Source organism: Paraburkholderia tropica (genome assembly GCF_914484835.1).
Taxonomy (GTDB): domain Bacteria; phylum Pseudomonadota; class Gammaproteobacteria; order Burkholderiales; family Burkholderiaceae; genus Paraburkholderia; species Paraburkholderia tropica_A.
The window spans coordinates 1-19,259 of record NZ_CAJZAR010000099.1 but is presented as its reverse complement, the minus strand read 5'-3'; the positions used below and the strand labels follow the sequence as shown (position 1 = coordinate 19,259).

The 19,259-nt window shown below is 60.8% G+C and carries 13 protein-coding genes, 1 tRNA gene and 1 pseudogene; all 15 read right to left on the bottom strand.

What is annotated here, in order from left to right; all coding sequences use genetic code 11:
* A pseudogene (locus LDO54_RS35445) lies at positions 1-64 on the bottom strand (GTP-binding protein); the annotation flags it as partial.
* A gap of 95 nt (positions 65-159) precedes the next feature.
* Positions 160-2,262 (bottom strand): elongation factor G, encoded by a 2,103-nt coding sequence (fusA, locus tag LDO54_RS35440; protein ID WP_065062799.1) that lies wholly within the window; start codon positions 2,260-2,262, stop codon positions 160-162.
* A gap of 149 nt (positions 2,263-2,411) precedes the next feature.
* Positions 2,412-2,882: a 30S ribosomal protein S7 gene (gene rpsG / locus LDO54_RS35435; RefSeq protein ID WP_006053291.1), complete on the bottom strand. Its 471-nt coding sequence runs from the start codon at positions 2,880-2,882 to the stop codon at positions 2,412-2,414.
* A 184-nt stretch (positions 2,883-3,066) separates the two neighbouring features.
* Positions 3,067-3,447: a 30S ribosomal protein S12 gene (gene rpsL / locus LDO54_RS35430; protein ID WP_027821136.1), complete on the bottom strand. Its 381-nt coding sequence runs from the start codon at positions 3,445-3,447 to the stop codon at positions 3,067-3,069.
* 496 nt (positions 3,448-3,943) lie between these two features.
* Entirely contained in the window at positions 3,944-5,791 is a 1,848-nt protein-coding gene (gene recQ, locus LDO54_RS35425) for a DNA helicase RecQ (RefSeq protein ID WP_224017206.1), read from the bottom strand.
* Between the two features lie 274 nt (positions 5,792-6,065).
* Entirely contained in the window at positions 6,066-6,389 is a 324-nt protein-coding gene (locus LDO54_RS35420; RefSeq protein ID WP_224017205.1) for a hypothetical protein, read from the bottom strand.
* A 348-nt stretch (positions 6,390-6,737) separates the two neighbouring features.
* The gene (rpoC, locus tag LDO54_RS35415; protein WP_224017203.1) at positions 6,738-10,988 is read right to left on the bottom strand and encodes a DNA-directed RNA polymerase subunit beta'; all 4,251 of its coding nucleotides are present in this window, start codon (positions 10,986-10,988) and stop codon (positions 6,738-6,740) included.
* A gap of 21 nt (positions 10,989-11,009) precedes the next feature.
* The gene (gene rpoB / locus LDO54_RS35410) at positions 11,010-15,116 is read right to left on the bottom strand and encodes a DNA-directed RNA polymerase subunit beta (RefSeq protein ID WP_224017201.1); all 4,107 of its coding nucleotides are present in this window, start codon (positions 15,114-15,116) and stop codon (positions 11,010-11,012) included.
* A 381-nt stretch (positions 15,117-15,497) separates the two neighbouring features.
* Positions 15,498-15,872 (bottom strand): 50S ribosomal protein L7/L12, encoded by a 375-nt coding sequence (gene rplL, locus LDO54_RS35405; protein WP_205986969.1) that lies wholly within the window; start codon positions 15,870-15,872, stop codon positions 15,498-15,500.
* 75 nt (positions 15,873-15,947) lie between these two features.
* Complete coding sequence (gene rplJ, locus LDO54_RS35400; RefSeq protein WP_224017198.1) at positions 15,948-16,445, bottom strand: 50S ribosomal protein L10; 498 nt, start codon at positions 16,443-16,445, stop codon at positions 15,948-15,950.
* A 346-nt stretch (positions 16,446-16,791) separates the two neighbouring features.
* Positions 16,792-17,487 (bottom strand): 50S ribosomal protein L1, encoded by a 696-nt coding sequence (rplA, locus tag LDO54_RS35395; protein WP_224017196.1) that lies wholly within the window; start codon positions 17,485-17,487, stop codon positions 16,792-16,794.
* The gene (gene rplK, locus LDO54_RS35390; protein WP_074987833.1) at positions 17,488-17,919 is read right to left on the bottom strand and encodes a 50S ribosomal protein L11; all 432 of its coding nucleotides are present in this window, start codon (positions 17,917-17,919) and stop codon (positions 17,488-17,490) included. It abuts the gene before it with no gap.
* A 182-nt stretch (positions 17,920-18,101) separates the two neighbouring features.
* Positions 18,102-18,659, bottom strand: coding sequence for a transcription termination/antitermination protein NusG (gene nusG / locus LDO54_RS35385; RefSeq protein ID WP_027821101.1), 558 nt, complete (start codon positions 18,657-18,659; stop codon positions 18,102-18,104).
* A 1-nt stretch (position 18,660) separates the two neighbouring features.
* Positions 18,661-19,041 (bottom strand): preprotein translocase subunit SecE, encoded by a 381-nt coding sequence (gene secE, locus LDO54_RS35380; RefSeq protein ID WP_028222169.1) that lies wholly within the window; start codon positions 19,039-19,041, stop codon positions 18,661-18,663.
* Positions 19,042-19,078: 37 nt separating this feature from the next.
* Positions 19,079-19,154 (bottom strand) — tRNA-Trp (locus LDO54_RS35375).
* Positions 19,155-19,259 lie beyond the last annotated feature (105 nt).

The window sequence follows — 19,259 nt, the reverse complement described above, 5'->3', positions numbered from 1 at the left end:
CAACGTGACCGATCGTGCCGACGTTGACGTGCGGCTTGGTCCGTTCGAATTTACCTTTTGCCATGTTTCTCTTCTTTCAAAAAAGTGGTGAATCGGTGACTGGGCGATGCGAACCGGACCCATGTCCGGTTCGCCGCATGGTCAACTGAATGCCGATGCTTACTTCGCCTTCGCGCTGATGATCGCGTCGGCCACGTTACGCGGTGCTTCTGCGTAGTGCTTGAATTCCATCGTGTACGTTGCGCGACCTTGCGACAGCGAGCGCAGCGACGTCGAGTAGCCGAACATTTCCGACAGCGGCACTTCGGCGCGAACGATCTTGCCGCCGCCAACCATGTCTTCCATGCCCTGGACGATACCGCGACGGCCCGACAGGTCGCCCATCACGTTGCCCATGTAGTCTTCCGGCGTTTCGACTTCGACAGCCATCATCGGTTCGAGGATGACCGGCTGAGCCTTGCGCATTGCTTCCTTGAACGCCATCGAACCGGCCATGCGGAACGCATTTTCGTTCGAGTCAACGTCGTGGTACGAACCGAACGTCAGGTGAACCTTGACGTCGACGACCGGGAAGCCCGCCAGCACGCCGGCCTTGAGCGTTTCCTGGATACCCTTGTCGACCGCGGGGATGAATTCACGCGGAATCACACCACCCTTGATCTCGTCCAGGAACTCGTAGCCCTTGCCCTGCTCGTTCGGCTCAAGCGTAATGACAGCGTGACCGAACTGGCCGCGACCGCCCGACTGCTTGACGAACTTGCCTTCGACGTCCTTCGCCGTTGCGCGGATCGTTTCGCGGTATGCAACCTGCGGCTTGCCGACGGTCGCTTCCACGTTGAATTCACGCTTCATACGGTCGACCAGAATTTCGAGGTGGAGCTCGCCCATACCCGAAATGATGGTCTGGCCCGATTCCTCGTCCGTCTGGACGCGGAACGACGGGTCTTCCTGTGCCAGGCGGTTCAGGGCGAGGCCCATCTTTTCCTGGTCAGCCTTGGTCTTCGGCTCGACGGCCTGCGAAATCACCGGCTCCGGGAAAATCATGCGTTCCAGGATGATCGGGTTCGCCGGGTCGCACAGCGTGTCGCCCGTGGTTGCTTCCTTCAGGCCAACGGCTGCGGCGATGTCGCCTGCACGAACTTCCTTGATTTCTTCACGGTTGTTCGCGTGCATCTGCAGAATACGGCCGAGGCGTTCCTTCTTGCCCTTGGTCGAGTTCAGCACCGTATCGCCCGAGTTGACGACGCCCGAGTACGCGCGGAAGAAGATCAGCTGGCCGACGAACGGGTCGGTCATGATCTTGAACGCGAGTGCCGAGAACTTCTCGTCGTCGGCTGCGCGGCGCTCGGCCTTCTCACCGTTTTCGAGTTCGCCCGTGACCGGGGGAATGTCCACCGGCGACGGCAGGAAGTCGATCACGGCGTCGAGCATACGCTGCACGCCCTTGTTCTTGAACGCGGTGCCGCACAGCATCGGCTGGATTTCGCAAGCGATGGTACGGTCGCGGATTGCCTTGACGACTTCCGCTTCGGTCAGCTCTTCGCCGCCGAGGTACTTTTCCATCAGCTCTTCGCTGGCTTCAGCAGCCGACTCGATCATCTTTTCGCGCCATTCGTTGCACGAGTCAACGAGTTCAGCGGGGATGTCGACGTAGTCGAACTTCGTGCCTTGCGACGCTTCGTCCCAAATGATCGCCTTCATCTTGATCAGGTCGACCACGCCCTGGAACGTGTCTTCTGCGCCGATCGGCACCACGACCGGAACCGGGTTCGCCTTCAGACGCGTCTTCAGCTGGTCGTAGACCTTGAAGAAGTTCGCGCCCGTACGGTCCATCTTGTTGACGAACGCGAGACGGGGAACCTTGTACTTGTTCGCCTGGCGCCACACGGTTTCCGACTGGGGCTGAACGCCGCCCACTGCGCAGTAGACCATGCATGCACCGTCGAGCACGCGCATCGAGCGTTCAACTTCAATCGTGAAGTCGACGTGGCCCGGGGTGTCGATGATGTTGATGCGGTGCTCGGGGTAGTTACCGCCCATGCCCTTCCAGAACGCGGTCGTAGCAGCGGAGGTAATCGTGATGCCACGCTCCTGCTCCTGCTCCATCCAGTCCATGGTCGCGGCGCCGTCGTGAACTTCACCAATCTTGTGGTTCACGCCGGTGTAAAACAGAATGCGCTCGGTCGTCGTCGTCTTGCCGGCGTCGATGTGAGCGCTAATACCGATGTTACGGTAGCGCTCGATAGGAGTCTTGCGAGCCACTTTGATCCTCTATCGGGAGGTGCGCGCCGGGGCCGAACCCGACCGGGTCGATCCCAACGCGCCTGAACACAAACGGGCGAGGCGCTTGATAAGCGCACCCGCCCGGAATTTTTTCCGTCTTTTGAGTCAACCCCAGAAGGGGTTTTCTCTTAGAAGCGGAAGTGCGAGAACGCCTTGTTCGCTTCTGCCATCCGGTGAACTTCGTCGCGCTTCTTCATCGCGCCGCCACGGCCTTCGGCCGCTTCGGAGAGTTCACCTGCCAGACGCAGGGCCATCGACTTCTCGCTGCGCTTCTTCGCGGCTTCACGCAGCCAACGCATCGCCAATGCCATACGACGCGAGGGGCGCACTTCGACCGGAACCTGATAGTTCGCACCACCAACGCGGCGGCTCTTCACTTCCACCACCGGCTTCACGTTGTTGAGCGCGACAGTGAACACTTCCAGCGGGTCCTTGCCACCCTTGGTCTGGATCTGTTCGAAAGCGCCGTACACGATACGCTCGGCAACCGACTTCTTGCCGGAGAGCATCAGCACGTTCATGAACTTGGCTACATCAACGTTGCCGAACTTCGGATCCGGCAACACTTCCCGCTTGGGGACTTCGCGACGACGCGGCATGTTTCTTCCTTTAACTTTTCAGTTGAAGCGTGGATGGAACCCTACGCTCCGCGGCCACCAACTAACCCGATTCATCTCACGACTTACCAGCCTGGTCGGGTGACCACTTACTCGACAGCACCGGCCAATCCGGCACCTGTCGCTTTTATCGCCAACGCCCGAAAGCGCAGACGACGCTCGACTCTTACTTCGCAGCCTTCGCGCGCTTCGCGCCGTACTTCGAACGAGCCTGCTTACGATCCTTGACGCCCTGGGTATCCAGCGAGCCGCGAACCATGTGGTAACGCACACCCGGCAAGTCCTTCACACGGCCGCCGCGGATCAGCACAACCGAGTGTTCCTGCAGGTTGTGGCCTTCACCACCGATGTACGAAATGACTTCGAAGCCGTTCGTCAGACGAACCTTGGCAACTTTACGAAGTGCCGAGTTCGGCTTCTTCGGCGTCGTCGTGTACACACGCGTGCACACGCCGCGACGCTGAGGGCAGTCCTGCAGGGCCGGCGACTTGCTCTTCGTGACTTCCGAAGTGCGGCCTTTGCGAACCAGTTGATTGATGGTTGGCATTGTTTATTCCTGAAATTGAACAAAATCGACGCGTTTATTTCCGGGCAAAGCGGAAAACCACGCATCTAAACTCCTACGAGAATTCCGGCTCCTAAAACTGGCGCCTGCGACGCGAACACCTGGAGCGCACTCCGAAGTGCTTTTACGCCGAATTAGTCAAACTAACTGACGTGCGCAGACAACCCAAGAACCGGAACCCAGCATGATATTCCGAAAATACCAAGCAAGTCAACGGCTTGCGGTATTTCGGACGACGGAAGAAGTGTGCGGCGTGTTGCGGTGCGGCAGCGATAAAACGCACGCTCACCGGTAAATGACAGCGCCGCAGCGCGCGGAAAAGCCGGCATTCTCGCTGCGGCGCGCCTCAGGCGGTTTGGGACGCCGGAATGACGGTGCGAACGCGCCATGGCGGTCACGCACCGATCGCGCATCGGCGGTGCTTTCAACCCTTTTTCGACCCTCTTTCGGCTCGCGATTGTCGCCGCCAGCCGGGCGCTCACTCGTCGCCGACCACCTCGACGAGCTCCTCGCCGAAGCGCTCGAGCTTGCGTGCGCCGATACCCGGAATGTCACGCAGATCGTCGACCGATTCGGGGCCGTTGCGCGCGATTTCCGCCAGCGTGGCGTCGTGGAAGATCACGTAGGCGGGCACGCCCTCGCTCTTGGCCGTATCGGTGCGCCACAGGCGCAGACGCTCCCAGCGCGCGCGCTGACGCGGGCTCATACCCACGGTCGGATCGGCGCGCTCGCTGGTGCGGCTCGACGACGCGCGGGTGCGCGTGGGCTTCACGTAGCGGCGCATCGTGACCTGCTGCTCGCCCTTGAGCACCGCCTTGCTCGCCTCCGTGAGCACGAGCGCGCCGAAGCCCTCGTGGTCGACGGTCAGATAGCCGAACGCCACCAGCTGACGGAAGATCCCGCGCCACTCGGCCTCGGACAGCGCCGCGCCGATGCCGAAAGTCGAGATCTTCTCGTGGCCGCGCTGCAGGATTTTCTCGTTGCGATTGCCGCGCAGAATGTCGATCAGGTGGCCCGCGCCGAAATTGAAGCCGCTCGCGCGCTGCGCGCGGAACACGCAGGACAGCGCCATCTGCGCCTCGCGCGTCGCGTCCCACGTGGCGGGCGGCTCGATACAGCTGTCGCAGTTGCCGCAGGGCTGACTCTCTTCGCCGAAATACGCGAGCAGGCGCACACGGCGGCAAGTGGCCGTTTCACATAGGCCGAGCAGCGCGTCGAGCTTGCCGGTCTGCACGCGTTTGTGCTGCTCGTCGGCGTCGGACTCGTCGATCATCTTGCGCTGCTGCACGACGTCGCCGAGGCCATAGGCCATCCAGGCATTGGCCGCCAGCCCGTCGCGGCCCGCGCGGCCAGTTTCCTGGTAGTAGCCTTCGACGCTCTTCGGCAAATCCAGATGCGCGACGAAGCGCACGTCCGGCTTGTCGATGCCCATGCCGAACGCGATGGTCGCGCACATCACCACGCCCTCTTCGCGCTGGAACAGTTCCTGATGCTTCTGGCGCACCTCGAATTCCATGCCGGCGTGATACGGCAGCGCGCGCACGCCCTGCCCCTTCAGCCACTCCGCGGTTTCCTCGACCTTGCGTCGCGAGAGGCAATAGACCACGCCCGCGTCGGTCGTGCCGTCGGCGCGCGTGTGCTCCGCGCGAATGAAATCGAGCAACTGGGTGCGCGCGTTGTCCTTTTCGACGATGCGATAGCGGATATTCGGCCGGTCGAAGCTCGACACGAACACGCGCGCGTCGTCGAGCGCGAGACGATGCATGATCTCGTCGCGCGTGATCGCGTCGGCGGTGGCCGTAAGCGCGATGCGCGGCACGTTCGGGAAGCGCTCGTGCAGCACCGACAGCTGAATGTACTCGGGGCGGAAATCGTGCCCCCATTGCGACACGCAGTGCGCCTCGTCGATCGCGAACAGACCGATGCGCGTGCGCTCGAGCAGTTCGAGAAAGCGCGACGTCATCAGGCGCTCGGGCGCCACGTAGAGCAGATCGAGGTCGCCTTCGCGCAGCGCGCGCTCGGTGGCGGCCGCCTCGGCGCCGGTGAGCGTCGAATTGAGATACGCCGCGCGCACGCCGACTTCGGTCAGCGCGGCCACCTGGTCCTGCATCAGCGCGATCAGCGGCGACACCACGATGCCGGCGCCGAGGCCCGCCTCGTGGCGTACCAGCGCGGGAATCTGGTAGCAGAGCGATTTCCCGCCGCCGGTGGGCATGAGGACCAGCGAATCGCCGCCGCCCGCGACATGCTCGACGATCTCGGCTTGCTGCCCTCTAAAGGCGGGATAACCGAAGACTTCGTTGAGGATTTCGAGCGAACGGGACATGAAGGCGGCGACGGTGGGTAAGGAGGAGGCGTGAAGCGAAGGCGGTGGACCGGATTTTACCAACCCGGGCGCGCCTTGACCGCCGCAACCGCGAAGATTAGCCATCAGGCCAAGGGGCGGCGCAGATAAGGCGAGGGAAAAGCGGGGAAAAGAGCGAAAGCCCGCGGAGGAAAAACGACAGAAACGCGCGTGCGCGTCGGGTGCGCACGCTGCATTCAAAAGATGACGCGACGAGCGCGGAGAGCCCGCGCCCGCGGCAAGCGAACCGGAAGACTCAGGCGCGCTTTTGCGCGACGCGCAGCGCACCGACGAACGTCACGATGCCCGCCACCACCGAAAACAGCACGAGCCCGCCGAACGGCAACTGCACGAAACTGCCCACGATGAGCAGCAACGAGCCGAGCGCGAGCAGCAGCCCGCCCATCTTCACCTTGCCCGCCAGCTGCATGATGTAACCGATGATCAGGAATGCCCACATCACGAGGAAGGTCGCGAAGAACATGGCGGCCTCCTGATTTCCGACGTGATGCAGCAGATGCGAAAAGTCGGCGATGCACGCCACCAGATTCAGGATGAGACCGACACCAACGACCCACATGATTACCGCCTCCAGATTCAGAAAGATGCTGCCGGCGCGCCGCGAAAGTTCGTACGCCGACAGACTTGGCGCGCTACGTTAGCACGCGCCGCAGACACGCGCAGCGACCGCGCCAGCAGTGCGGCGCGAGGTCGCACACGCGACGGCCCCGCAATGTCCCTGCAAGGCCTCGCACGCACCGCGCACACTTCGCAAAAAATACCAGGGACTGCGAACCGGTGCGCGCGCACCCACCGGCACATACGCGAGAAAAGCCCATAAAAAAAGCCGTCTGGCGTAAACCAGACGGCTTTTTGGGTGCGCATGGCGCGCGAGTTCAGCATCAGGCGGCTTGCGCCGCCCCCTGCTTTACTCGTCCGTCGTATGCGGCTGTTCCGGCACTTCGGCAGCCGGGGTTTCCGGTGCGCCGAAGTCGAACGCTTCTTCCGCTGCGATCTGGTCGAAACGCTCGCGATCCGACGATTCCTTCGCACGGCGCGCCTTGTGGAACGCGAGACCCGTACCGGCCGGAATCAGACGGCCGACGATCACGTTTTCCTTCAGGCCACGCAGATCGTCGCGCTTGCCCATGATCGCCGCTTCGGTCAGCACGCGGGTCGTTTCCTGGAACGATGCCGCCGAGATGAACGAGTCGGTCGAGAGCGATGCCTTCGTGATACCGAGCAGCACGTTCTCGTACGTCGCCGGACGCTTGTCTTCCGCGATCATCTTGTCGTTCTCGTCGAGCATGTCCGAACGCTCGACTTGTTCGCCAGGGATGAAACGCGTATCGCCGTTGTCGGTGATCTGCACGCGGCGCAGCATCTGACGCACGATTACTTCGATGTGCTTGTCGTTGATCTTCACGCCCTGCAGACGGTACACGTCCTGCACTTCGTCCACGATGTAACGCGACAGCGCTTCGATACCCTGCAGACGCAGGATGTCGTGCGGATCGGCCGGGCCGTCCACGATCATTTCGCCCTTGTTGACGACCTGTGCATCGTGAACCAGAACCTGCTTTTCCTTCGCGATCAGGAACTCATGCTGATTGCCTTCGAGGTCCGTGATAACGAGACGCTGCTTGCCCTTCGTGTCCTTACCGAACGACGTCGTACCCGTGACTTCCGCCAGGATACCTGCGTCCTTCGGCGAACGTGCTTCGAACAGTTCCGCCACACGCGGCAGACCACCGGTAATGTCACGCGTCTTCTGCGCTTCAGTCGGGATACGTGCGAGCACTTCACCGACCTGCACTTGCTGACCGTCCTTCACCGTGATCAGAGCGCCGACCTGGAAGCCGATCTGCACCGAGTGCTCGGTGTTCGGGATCTTGACTTCGTCGCCGTTCGCGTCGAGCAGCTTGACCTGCGGACGCACGCTCTTCGAAGCCTGCGAACCGCGGCGCTTCACGTCGATCACGACGAGGGTCGACAGACCCGTCACATCGTCGATCTGCTTCGCAACCGTCACGCCTTCTTCGACGTTTTCGAACTTCACCGTACCACCGTACTCGGTGATGATCGGGCGCGTCAGCGGATCCCACGTGGCGAGCTGCGTGCCGGCCTTGATCGTGTCGCCGTCGAGTTGCAGCAGCGTCGCGCCGTACGGCACCTTGTGACGCTCGCGCTCGCGGCCGTGATCGTCGGCGATGATGGCTTCGCCCGAGCGCGAAATGACGATCTGCTCGCCCTTCGCGTTCGTGACGTAACGCATCGTCGCCGTGAAGCGGACCGTACCGTTCGACTTGGCTTCCACCGACGAGGCCACTGCTGCACGCGATGCCGCACCACCGATGTGGAACGTACGCATCGTGAGCTGCGTGCCCGGTTCGCCGATCGACTGTGCCGCGATCACGCCGACTGCTTCGCCGACGTTCACGCGCGAGCCACGACCCAGGTCGCGGCCGTAGCACGACGCGCACAGACCGTAACGCGTTTCGCAGGTCAGCGGCGTGCGCACGCGCACTTCGTCGATGCCGAGGCTTTCGATCGTTTCGACTGCGTCTTCGTCGAGCAGGTCGCCCGAAGCGTAGATCGTTTCCTGGGTTTCAGGATTGACGACGTCCGCCACCGCAACGCGGCCGAGAATACGGTCGCGCAGCGCTTCGACGACTTCACCGCCTTCCACGAGTGCCTTCATCGCCACGCCGTTCGACGTGCCGCAATCTTCCTCGACGACCACGAGATCCTGCGTGACGTCGACGAGACGACGCGTCAGGTAACCCGAGTTCGCGGTCTTCAGTGCCGTATCAGCCAGACCCTTACGTGCACCGTGGGTCGAGATGAAGTACTGCAACACGTTCAGACCTTCGCGGAAGTTCGCGGTAATCGGCGTTTCGATAATCGAGCCGTCCGGCTTCGCCATCAGGCCGCGCATACCCGCCAGCTGGCGAATCTGGGTTGCGGAACCCCGCGCGCCCGAGTCGGCCATCATGTAGATCGAGTTGAACGATTCCTGACGCGTTTCCTTGCCGTCGCGGTCGATAACCGGTTCCGTCGCGAGCTGCTCCATCATCGCCTTGCCGACCGCTTCCGACGTGTTCGACCAGATGTCGACCACGTTGTTGTAGCGTTCCTGCGCGGTGACGAGACCCGACATGTACTGACGGTCGTATTCCTTCACCTTCTTCGCGGCTTCGCCGACGATGGTTTCCTTCTGCGGCGGCACGAGCATGTCGTCCACGCAGATCGAAATACCGGCGCGCGTTGCCAGGCGGAAACCCGACTGCATCAGCTGGTCAGCGAAAATCACCGTCTCACGCAGACCGCACTTGCGGAACGCGGTGTTGATCAGACGCGAGATTTCCTTCTTCTTCAGCGGCTTGTTCAGCACCGAGAACGGCAGGCCCGGCGGCAGAATTTCCGACAGGATCGAACGGCCGACCGTGGTCGCGTACAGCGAGATCTTCGGCACGAATGCCGGTGCGCCTTCCGACTTGTCCTCGTTGTGGACCATTTCGGTAATACGCACGTTCACGCGCGAAGCCAGCTCGACTTCCTTGTTCTCGTACGCGCGGAGCACTTCCGACACGCCCGTGAACGTCATGCCTTCGCCCTTGCCATTGATCGCTTCACGCGTGGCGTAGTACAGGCCCAGCACGATATCCTGCGACGGCACGATCGACGGATCGCCGTTGGCCGGGAACAGGACGTTGTTCGACGCCAGCATCAGCGTGCGCGCTTCCATCTGCGCTTCGAGCGACAGCGGAACGTGAACAGCCATCTGGTCACCGTCGAAGTCGGCGTTGAACGCCGCGCAAACGAGCGGGTGCAGCTGGATTGCCTTACCTTCGATCAGCACCGGCTCGAAAGCCTGAATGCCAAGACGGTGAAGCGTCGGTGCACGGTTCAGCATGACCGGATGCTCGCGGATCACCTCTTCGAGGATGTCCCACACCACCGGCGTCTGGTTCTCGACTTCCTTCTTCGCAGCCTTGATGGTCGTCGCGACGCCCATCGTTTCCAGCTTGTTGAAGATGAACGGCTTGAACAGTTCGAGCGCCATCAGCTTCGGCAGACCGCACTGGTGAAGCTTGAGCGTCGGACCCACCACGATGACCGAACGGCCCGAGTAGTCGACGCGCTTACCCAGCAGGTTCTGACGGAAGCGGCCGCCCTTACCCTTGATCATGTCGGCGAGCGACTTCAGCGGACGCTTGTTCGCGCCCGTCATCGCCTTGCCGCGACGGCCGTTATCGAGCAGCGAGTCAACCGCTTCCTGGAGCATCCGCTTTTCGTTGCGGACGATGATCTCCGGCGCCTTCAGCTCGAGCAGACGCTTCAGACGGTTGTTACGGTTGATGACGCGGCGATACAGGTCGTTCAGGTCCGAGGTCGCGAAGCGGCCACCGTCCAGCGGCACCAGCGGACGCAGTTCGGGCGGCAGCACCGGCAGCACTTCGAGCACCATCCATTCGGGCTTGATGCCCGAACGCTGGAAGGCCTCGAGCACCTTCAGGCGCTTCGCGTACTTCTTGATCTTCGCTTCCGAGCCGGTGTTCTTCAGCTCGGTGCGCAGCGTTTCGACCTGTTCGTCGATGTTGATCGCACGCAGCAGCTCGCGCACGCCTTCCGCGCCCATCTCGGCGCGGAATTCGTCACCGTACTCTTCGACCTTATTGTAGTAATCCTCTTCGGTCATGATCTGACGCGCCTTCAGCGGCGTCATGCCCGGTTCGATCACCACATACGCTTCGAAGTACAGCACGCGTTCGATGTCGCGCAGCGTCATGTCGAGCACCATGCCCAGACGCGACGGCAGCGACTTCAGGAACCAGATGTGCGCGACCGGCGAGGCCAGTTCGATGTGGCCCATGCGTTCGCGACGCACCTTCGCCAGCGTGACTTCAACGCCGCACTTCTCGCAGATCACGCCACGATGCTTCAGGCGCTTGTACTTGCCGCACAGGCACTCGTAGTCCTTGATCGGCCCGAAGATCTTCGCGCAGAACAGACCATCGCGTTCCGGCTTGAACGTACGGTAGTTGATGGTCTCCGGCTTCTTCACTTCGCCGAACGACCACGAGCGGATCTTGTCCGGCGAGGCCAGACCGATCTTGATCGCGTCAAAAACTTCTTCTTGTTGGACTTGCTTGAATAGATCGAGCAGAGCTTTCATTGCCTTCTCTCCGTAGTCCGATTAGTTGCGGTCGAGGTCGATGTCGATACCGAGCGAGCGGATTTCCTTCACCAGCACATTGAAGGATTCCGGCATGCCTGCATCGATCACGTGGTCGCCCTTGACGAGGTTTTCGTACACCTTCGTCCGGCCGTTCACGTCGTCCGACTTCACCGTCAACATTTCCTGCAGCACGTACGAAGCGCCATACGCTTCGAGCGCCCACACTTCCATTTCACCGAAGCGCTGACCACCGAACTGCGCCTTACCACCCAGCGGCTGCTGCGTGACGAGCGAGTACGGACCCGTCGAACGCGCGTGCATCTTGTCGTCGACAAGGTGATGCAGCTTCAGGTAGTGCATGTAACCCACGGTCACGGTGCGCTCGAACATCTCGCCCGTGCGGCCGTCGTACAGACGCACCTGGTTCTTCGACGGCGTCATGCCGAGGTTCGCGGCGATGTCGTCCGGGTATGCCAGATCGAGCATCTTGCCCATTTCCTCTTCGGTCGCACCGTCGAACACCGGCGTTGCGAACGGCACGCCTTCGCGCAGGTTCTTCGCGAGTTCGAAGATTTCGTCGTCGCTGAAGCTGTCGAGGTCTTCCTTGTGGCCCGATTCGTTGTAGATCTTCGTGAGGAACTCACGCAGTTCTGCAATCTTGGTCTGACGCGCGAGCATTTCGCCAATACGCCAGCCCAGACCCTTCGCGGCCCAACCGAGGTGCACTTCGAGAACCTGACCCACGTTCATCCGTGACGGAACGCCCAGCGGGTTCAGCACGACGTCGGCCGGACGGCCATCGGCCATGTACGGCATGTCTTCGATCGGGACGATCTTCGACACGACACCCTTGTTACCGTGACGGCCGGCCATCTTGTCGCCAGGCTGCAGACGACGCTTGACCGCGAGGTACACCTTGACCATCTTCAGCACGCCCGGCGGCAGTTCGTCGCCTTGCGTGAGCTTCTTGCGCTTCTCTTCGAACGCCAGATCGAACTGGTGACGCTTTTCTTCGATCGAGTTCTTGATCGCTTCGAGCTGCGCCGCTGCTTCTTCGTCCGCAAGGCGGATGTCGAACCAGTGGTAGTGGTCGAGGTCGCTCAGGTAAGCCTGGTCGATCTTCGTACCCTTCGCGAGCTTCTTCGGACCGCCGTTCGCGACCTTGCCGTCGAGCATACGTGCGAGACGCTGGAACGCGTCGCCTTCCACGATGCGCAGCTGGTCGTTCAGGTCGAGGCGATAACGCTTCAGTTCATCGTCGATGATCTGTTGCGCGCGCTTGTCGCGCGTGATGCCTTCGCGCGTGAACACCTGCACGTCGATGACCGTGCCGCTCATGCCCGAGGGCACGCGCAGCGACGTGTCCTTCACGTCCGAAGCCTTCTCGCCGAAGATCGCGCGCAGCAGCTTTTCTTCCGGCGTGAGCTGGGTTTCGCCCTTCGGCGTGACCTTGCCCACGAGCACGTCGCCCGCTTCGACTTCCGCGCCGATGTACACGATGCCCGACTCGTCGAGACGGCCAAGCTGCACTTCCGCGAGGTTCGAAATGTCGCGCGTGATTTCTTCCGGTCCGAGCTTCGTGTCGCGTGCAACGACATTCAGTTCTTCGATGTGGATCGACGTGTAGCGATCGTCGGCCACGACCTTCTCCGAGATCAGGATCGAGTCTTCGAAGTTGTAGCCGTTCCACGGCATGAACGCGATCAGCATGTTCTGGCCGAGCGCGAGCTCGCCCAGATCGGTCGATGCGCCGTCAGCCAGCACGTCGTCACGCGCAACCTTGTCGCCCATCTTCACGATCGGACGCTGGTTGATGTTCGTGTTCTGGTTCGAACGCGTGTACTTGATCAGGTTGTAGATGTCCACGCCGACTTCACCGGCGACAGCTTCATCGTCGTTCACGCGAATCACGATACGGCCCGCGTCGACGTAATCCACCACGCCGCCACGCAGCGCCTGAACCGTCGTACCCGAGTCGACCGCAACCGTGCGCTCGATACCCGTACCGACGACCGGCTTTTCCGGACGCAGGCAAGGCACGGCCTGACGCTGCATGTTCGAACCCATCAGTGCGCGGTTCGCGTCGTCGTGCTCGAGGAACGGGATCAGCGAAGCTGCAACCGAGACGATCTGCGACGGCGCCACGTCCATGTACTGGATGCGGTCCGGCGTGACCATCAGCGTTTCGCCCGCTTCACGCGACGAGACGAGTTCGTCGGTCAGCGTGCCGTCTTCAGCCACCATCGCGTTCGCCTGAGCGATCACGTAACGGCCTTCTTCGATCGCCGACAGGTAGTCGATCTGGTCGGTCACCTTGCTGTCCACGACCTTGCGATACGGCGTTTCGAGGAAGCCGTATTCGTTCAGGTGCGCGTACAGTGCGAGCGAGTTGATCAGACCAATGTTCGGACCTTCCGGCGTCTCAATCGGACACACGCGGCCGTAGTGGGTCGGGTGCACGTCGCGGACTTCAAAGCCAGCGCGCTCGCGCGTCAGACCGCCCGGGCCAAGTGCCGACACGCGGCGCTTGTGGGTGATTTCCGACAGCGGGTTGGTCTGGTCCATGAACTGCGACAGCTGCGACGAACCGAAGAACTCGCGAATCGCCGACGAAATCGGCTTCGAGTTGATCAGGTCGTGCGGCATCAGGTTTTCGCTTTCGGCCTGGCCGAGGCGTTCCTTGACTGCACGTTCGACACGCACGAGACCGGCGCGGAACTGGTTTTCCGCCAGTTCGCCGACGCAACGCACGCGACGGTTGCCCAAGTGGTCGATGTCGTCCACTTCGCCCTTGCCGTTGCGCAGCTCGACGAGGATCTTGATCGTCGCGAGGATGTCGTCGTCCTGCAGCGTCATCGGGCCGACGATTTCGTCACGGCCCACGCGGCGGTTGAACTTCATACGACCCACCTTCGAGAGGTCGTACGCTTCTTCGCTGTAGAACAGGCGGTTGAACAGGGCTTCGACCGCTTCTTCGGTCGGCGGCTCGCCCGGACGCATCATGCGGTAGATCGCGATGCGCGCGGCCGTCTTGTCGGCGGTTTCGTCGATACGCAGCGTCGACGAGATGTACGGACCCTGGTCCAGATCGTTCGTGTAGAGCGTCTGGATGTCCTTGATCTTCGCTTCGCGCAGCTTGTCGAGCACACCTTCGGTGATTTCGTCGTTCGCGTTCGCGATCACTTCGCCCGTGTCGCCGTCGACGACGTTCTTCGCCAGAACGCGGCCGAGCAGATAATCTTCGGGGACCGAAATGTAGGTGGTCTTGGCGCTTTCGAGGTCGCGAATGTGCTTCGCGTTGATGCGCTTGTCCTTCTGGACGATGACCTTGCCTTCGCGATCCGAAATGTCGAAGCGCGCGACTTCACCACGCAGACGCTCCGGCACGAACTCCATCTGCGCGCCTTCCGGCATCAGCGTGAAGTTGTCGAACACGAAGAAGTTCGCGAGGATCTGTTCCGGCGTGAGGCCGATGGCCTTCAGCAGGATCGTGACCGGCATCTTGCGGCGGCGGTCGACGCGGAAGTACAGCACGTCCTTCGGGTCGAACTCGAAATCGAGCCACGAACCGCGGTAAGGAATGATACGAGCGGAGAACAGCAGTTTGCCCGAGCTGTGCGTCTTGCCCTTGTCGTGTTCGAAGAACACGCCAGGCGAACGGTGCAGCTGCGAGACGATCACACGCTCGGTGCCGTTGATAACGAACGAACCGGTCGGCGTCATGAGCGGAATTTCGCCCATGTACACTTCCTGCTCCTTCACTTCCTTGACGACCGGCTTGCTCGGCGATTCCTTGTCGAGCAGGACCAGACGCACCTTGGCGCGCAGCGCCGAGCAGTACGTCAGACCGCGCTGCTGGCATTCCTTGATGTTGAATGCCGGCGGCGACAGCATGTAGCTGACGAACTCTAGACGAGCAAAGCCGTTATGGGAAACAATAGGAAAAACAGACGAAAACGCTGCTTGCAGACCTTCCGACTTGCGCTGGGCGCTCGCCGTTTCTGCTTGCAGGAACGTGCTGAATGATTCAAGCTGGGTAGCCAGCAGGAAAGGAACTTGGTGAACGATGGGGCGTTTCGCGAAACTCTTGCGAATACGCTTCTTCTCGGTGAAGGAATATTGCATACGATCTCCGAATCACGGCGGGTAGGACGACCCGAGTGTTCACCGACTGAGACCCGATGGCTTCGCGAGCCTTGGAAGCTTGGTGGTTGGCCTCTACCAACCGCTGGCTGACGGCAGCGGATTTGGGCTTGTCATAACTTGCCCGCTGCCCGACCAAACTTGCCTTCTGCAGTCGCTTCAGAAGACAAAGAGAAGCGTCGTGCTTCTGGATGTTCCTCATGCCGTTCTGGCACTCACCCTGAACAAGACGTTTTTCTTTGGCTTCTGGGTCCCGCATCCTGCCTCCGACTCCTGAAAATCGAACACAAAAACGCAGTCCCCACAAAGCACAAAAAGGCCGGCGGTGTAAAAACCGCCAGCCTTCGCACAGCGCGCTGAAACTTACTTGATTTCAGCCTTCGCGCCGGCTTCTTCCAGCTTCTTCTTCGCTTCTTCAGCAGCAGCCTTGGGCACCGCTTCCTTCACGGGCTTCGGTGCGCCGTCGACCAGGTCCTTCGCTTCCTTCAGGCCGAGACCCGTCAGTTCACGAACGGCCTTAATGACCGAAACCTTGTTCGCGCCTGCTTCGAGCAGGTTGACCGTGAATTCGGTCTGCTCTTCAGCAGCAGCAGCAGCGCCGCCGCCTGCCGGGCCAGCGACTGCAACAGCAGCTGCCGACACGCCAAACTTCTCTTCGAATGCCTTGACCAGTTCGTTCAGTTCGAGAACCGACATCGCGCCAACGGCTTCGAGGATGTCTTCTTTTGCGATTGCCATTTGAAATTACTCCAGATTTGAATTCGGAAACAGCTAGCGATATTCGCTCGCTCTTGCTTGTTCGACTGCCTGAACTCAGGCAGCTTCTGCTTGCTTCTTCTCTGCCAGCGCGGCGAGTGCACGCGCGAAGCCGGAGACAGGAGCTTGCATAACGAACAGCAGCTTCGAGAGCAGTTCTTCGCGGCTCGGGATGCTGGCCAGCGCTTGCACGCCTGCCTTGTCCATCACCTTGCCTTCGTAGGAACCAGCCTTGATGACCAACTTGTCATTGCTCTTTGCGAAGTCGTTCACGACCTTCGCTGCAGCAATTGCATCTTCCGAGATGCCGTAGATCAGGGGGCCAGTCATCTGCTCTGCCAGCGGAGCAAACGGGGTACCTTCAACAGCGCGACGCGCCAGCGTGTTCTTCAACACGCGGAGGTACACCTGCTGCTCACGCGCTTTCGCGCGCAGCTTGGTCAGATCGCCAACCGCGATTCCACGATACTCGGCCAACACGACGGTCTGAGCCTTCGCGACTTGCGCGGAGACTTCAGCCACGACGGCCTGCTTACCTTCTTTGTTCAGTGGCACGGTTAACCTCCAGATTCGACACCCAACGCGATTGCGCCAGATGCCGCGTTCAACAACGGCGACCGACCAGTCCGGAGTAAATCAGTTTGCATCTGCAGGCGTTTCCACCTGGTTCAGCTCACATCAGCACTTCAAAACTTTTTCGGGTTCGCCATCTGCGTTGGCTTTGCATTAAGGAAGCACCCAACGACTGCACTTCCGCCAACGGTCTTTGACAACCGGTTGTGCCGCGCAGACTGCCGCTGCACAACCGCCCAAAGCCCTTTAAATCCGCACTGCGATCAGGGTAGCAAGCTACGTTCCAGACCTCAGCGCGGCAAAACTTGTTGCGACGCTATTGCGGCAATCAGGCTGCCAGCGACGACTGGTCGACGCGAACGCCAACGCCCATCGTGCTCGAAACAGCGATCTTGCGCAGGTACACGCCCTTGCTCGTTGCCGGCTTGGCCTTCGTCAGCGCTTCGAGGAGCGCGTCGAGGTTGCTGCGCAGCGCGGTCGCTTCGAACGATGCACGGCCGATGGTCGCGTGGATGATACCGGCCTTGTCGACACGGAATTGCACCTGACCAGCCTTCGCGTTCTTGACCGCGGTAGCGACGTCCGGCGTAACCGTACCGACCTTCGGGTTCGGCATCAGGCCGCGCGGGCCGAGGATCTGACCCAGCGTACCGACGATACGCATCGTGTCCGGCGAAGCGATCACGATGTCGAAGTTCAGGTTGCCGCCCTTGATCTGCTCGGCGAGGTCTTCCATGCCGACGATTTCTGCGCCAGCTGCCTTGGCTTGCTCAGCCTTTTCGCCTTGTGCGAACACAGCAACGCGAACCGACTTGCCGGTACCTGCGGGCAGAACGACCGAACCACGAACGACCTGGTCCGACTTCTTCGCGTCGATGCCGAGCTGGACTGCGACGTCGATCGACTCGTCGAACTTCGCCGTAGCGCATTCCTTCACGAGCGACAGTGCGTCGACGATTGCGTATTGCTTCTGGCGATCGATCTTGGCGGCCAGAGCCTTTTGACGCTTCGAAACCTTAGCCATTTACACGCCCTCCACGACGATGCCCATCGAGCGGGCGCTACCAGCGATCGTGCGGACCGCTGCATCCATATCGGCTGCCGTGAGGTCCGGCATCTTGGTCTTGGCGATTTCTTCGGCTTGCGCGCGCGTGATCGTAGCGACCTTGTCGGTGTGCGGCTTGGCCGAACCCTTGTCGACCTTCGCTGCCTTCTTGATCAGGACCGTAGCCGGCGGCGTCTTCAGGACGAACGTGAAGCTCTTGTCGGCGAACGCGGTGATGACGACCGGAATCGGCAGACCCGGTTCCAGTGCCTGGGTCTGCGCGTTGAACGCCTTGCAGAACTCCATGATGTTCAGGCCGCGTTGGCCCAGTGCCGGACCGACCGGCGGCGACGGGTTGGCTTTACCTGCAGGAATCTGCAGCTTGATAAAGCCGATGATTTTCTTTGCCATGTTGAAAACCTCTTTGGAACGCGTGAGCGTTCGGGTGAGTGGTAGCGCGCTCTCGCCCAATCTTCGCTGTACCAAACATCTTTTACAGCCGACTGGAGTACTGGCGCTCCTCTACGGCCATGACGCGGACCGTAAGCGCGGAAAAACGGATCGCACCAGAGATGCGATCCGTCGTATTCGATTTACAGCTTTTCTACCTGGCCGAATTCGAGTTCGACTGGTGTGGCGCGGCCAAAAATGGTGACGGAGACCCGGACGCGCGATTTTTCGTAGTTGACTTCTTCGACGCTGCCGTTGAAGTCCGTGAACGGACCTTCCTTCACGCGGACCATCTCGCCGACTTCGAACAGGGTCTTGGGGCGCGGCTTCTCAACGCCTTCCTGCATCTGCGACATGATCTTTTCGACTTCGCGCGGCGAAATCGGGCTCGGGCGATTACGCGCCCCGCCGACGAAACCGGTCACCTTTGCTGTGTTCTTCACGAGGTGCCACGTTTCGTCCGTCATTTCCATTTCAACCAGGACGTAGCCCGGGAAGAAACGACGTTCGGTCACCGATTTGTGACCACCCTTCACCTCGACGACTTCTTCAGTCGGGACGAGGATCTGACCAAACTTGTCCTGCATGCCGGCACGATCAATGCGCTCCTGAAGCGCACGTTGCACGCTCTTCTCCATACCGGAGTAGGCGTGCACCACATACCAACGTTTTCCGCTCGGGGATGCCGGTGTATCGCTCATATCATTTCCAACCCAGAATCGCCGAGAAAATCACCCATTCGATGGATTTGTCGCAAACCCACAGAAAGATGGCCATTACCAGCACAAAACCGAAGACCACCAACGTCGTTTGCGTGGCCTCTTTACGAGTCGGCCAGACGACCTTGCGAACTTCTTTGTACGAGTCTTTGGCAAACGCGATGAAGCTCTTGCCGGGCGCCGAGAGAAGACCGACTACCACCCCCGCGATCACGCCAACTGCAAGCGCTGCACCGCGGACATACCACTCCTGGCTACCGAGCCAGTAGAACCCTACGAACCCGGCCACAACCAACAATACACCTGCTGCAAGCATGAGCTTGTCGCTGGAAGTATTTACAGTTTCGACGGAAGGATTCGCCATAACACCTTAAAGAACAACGCGCCGTAGCGCGTGAAGTTGGCAGGGGCAGAGGGAATCGAACCCCCAACCTTCGGTTTTGGAGACCGACGCTCTGCCAGTTGAGCTATACCCCTAAACCATTTTGGGGTGGCGGTAACCACCACCCCGGAAACTACTTAGTCGATCAACGAGACTGGCAAAAACTTACTCGATGATCTTTGCAACCACGCCGGCGCCGA

Bases quoted from the DNA above. Each gene is read 5' to 3' on its own strand.
- rpsG (WP_006053291.1), bottom strand. From the start codon at position 2,882: ATGCCGCGTCGTCGCGAAGTCCCCAAGCGGGAAGTGTTGCCGGATCCG.
- rpsL (WP_027821136.1), bottom strand. From the start codon at position 3,447: ATGCCAACCATCAATCAACTGGTTCGCAAAGGCCGCACTTCGGAAGTC.
- recQ (WP_224017206.1), bottom strand. From the start codon at position 5,791: ATGTCCCGTTCGCTCGAAATCCTCAACGAAGTCTTCGGTTATCCCGCC.
- LDO54_RS35420 (WP_224017205.1), bottom strand. From the start codon at position 6,389: ATGTGGGTCGTTGGTGTCGGTCTCATCCTGAATCTGGTGGCGTGCATC.
- rpoC (WP_224017203.1), bottom strand. From the start codon at position 10,988: ATGAAAGCTCTGCTCGATCTATTCAAGCAAGTCCAACAAGAAGAAGTT.
- rpoB (WP_224017201.1), bottom strand. From the start codon at position 15,116: ATGCAATATTCCTTCACCGAGAAGAAGCGTATTCGCAAGAGTTTCGCG.
- rplL (WP_205986969.1), bottom strand. From the start codon at position 15,872: ATGGCAATCGCAAAAGAAGACATCCTCGAAGCCGTTGGCGCGATGTCG.
- rplA (WP_224017196.1), bottom strand. From the start codon at position 17,487: ATGGCTAAGGTTTCGAAGCGTCAAAAGGCTCTGGCCGCCAAGATCGAT.
- rplK (WP_074987833.1), bottom strand. From the start codon at position 17,919: ATGGCAAAGAAAATCATCGGCTTTATCAAGCTGCAGATTCCTGCAGGT.
- nusG (WP_027821101.1), bottom strand. From the start codon at position 18,659: ATGAGCGATACACCGGCATCCCCGAGCGGAAAACGTTGGTATGTGGTG.
- secE (WP_028222169.1), bottom strand. From the start codon at position 19,041: ATGGCGAATCCTTCCGTCGAAACTGTAAATACTTCCAGCGACAAGCTC.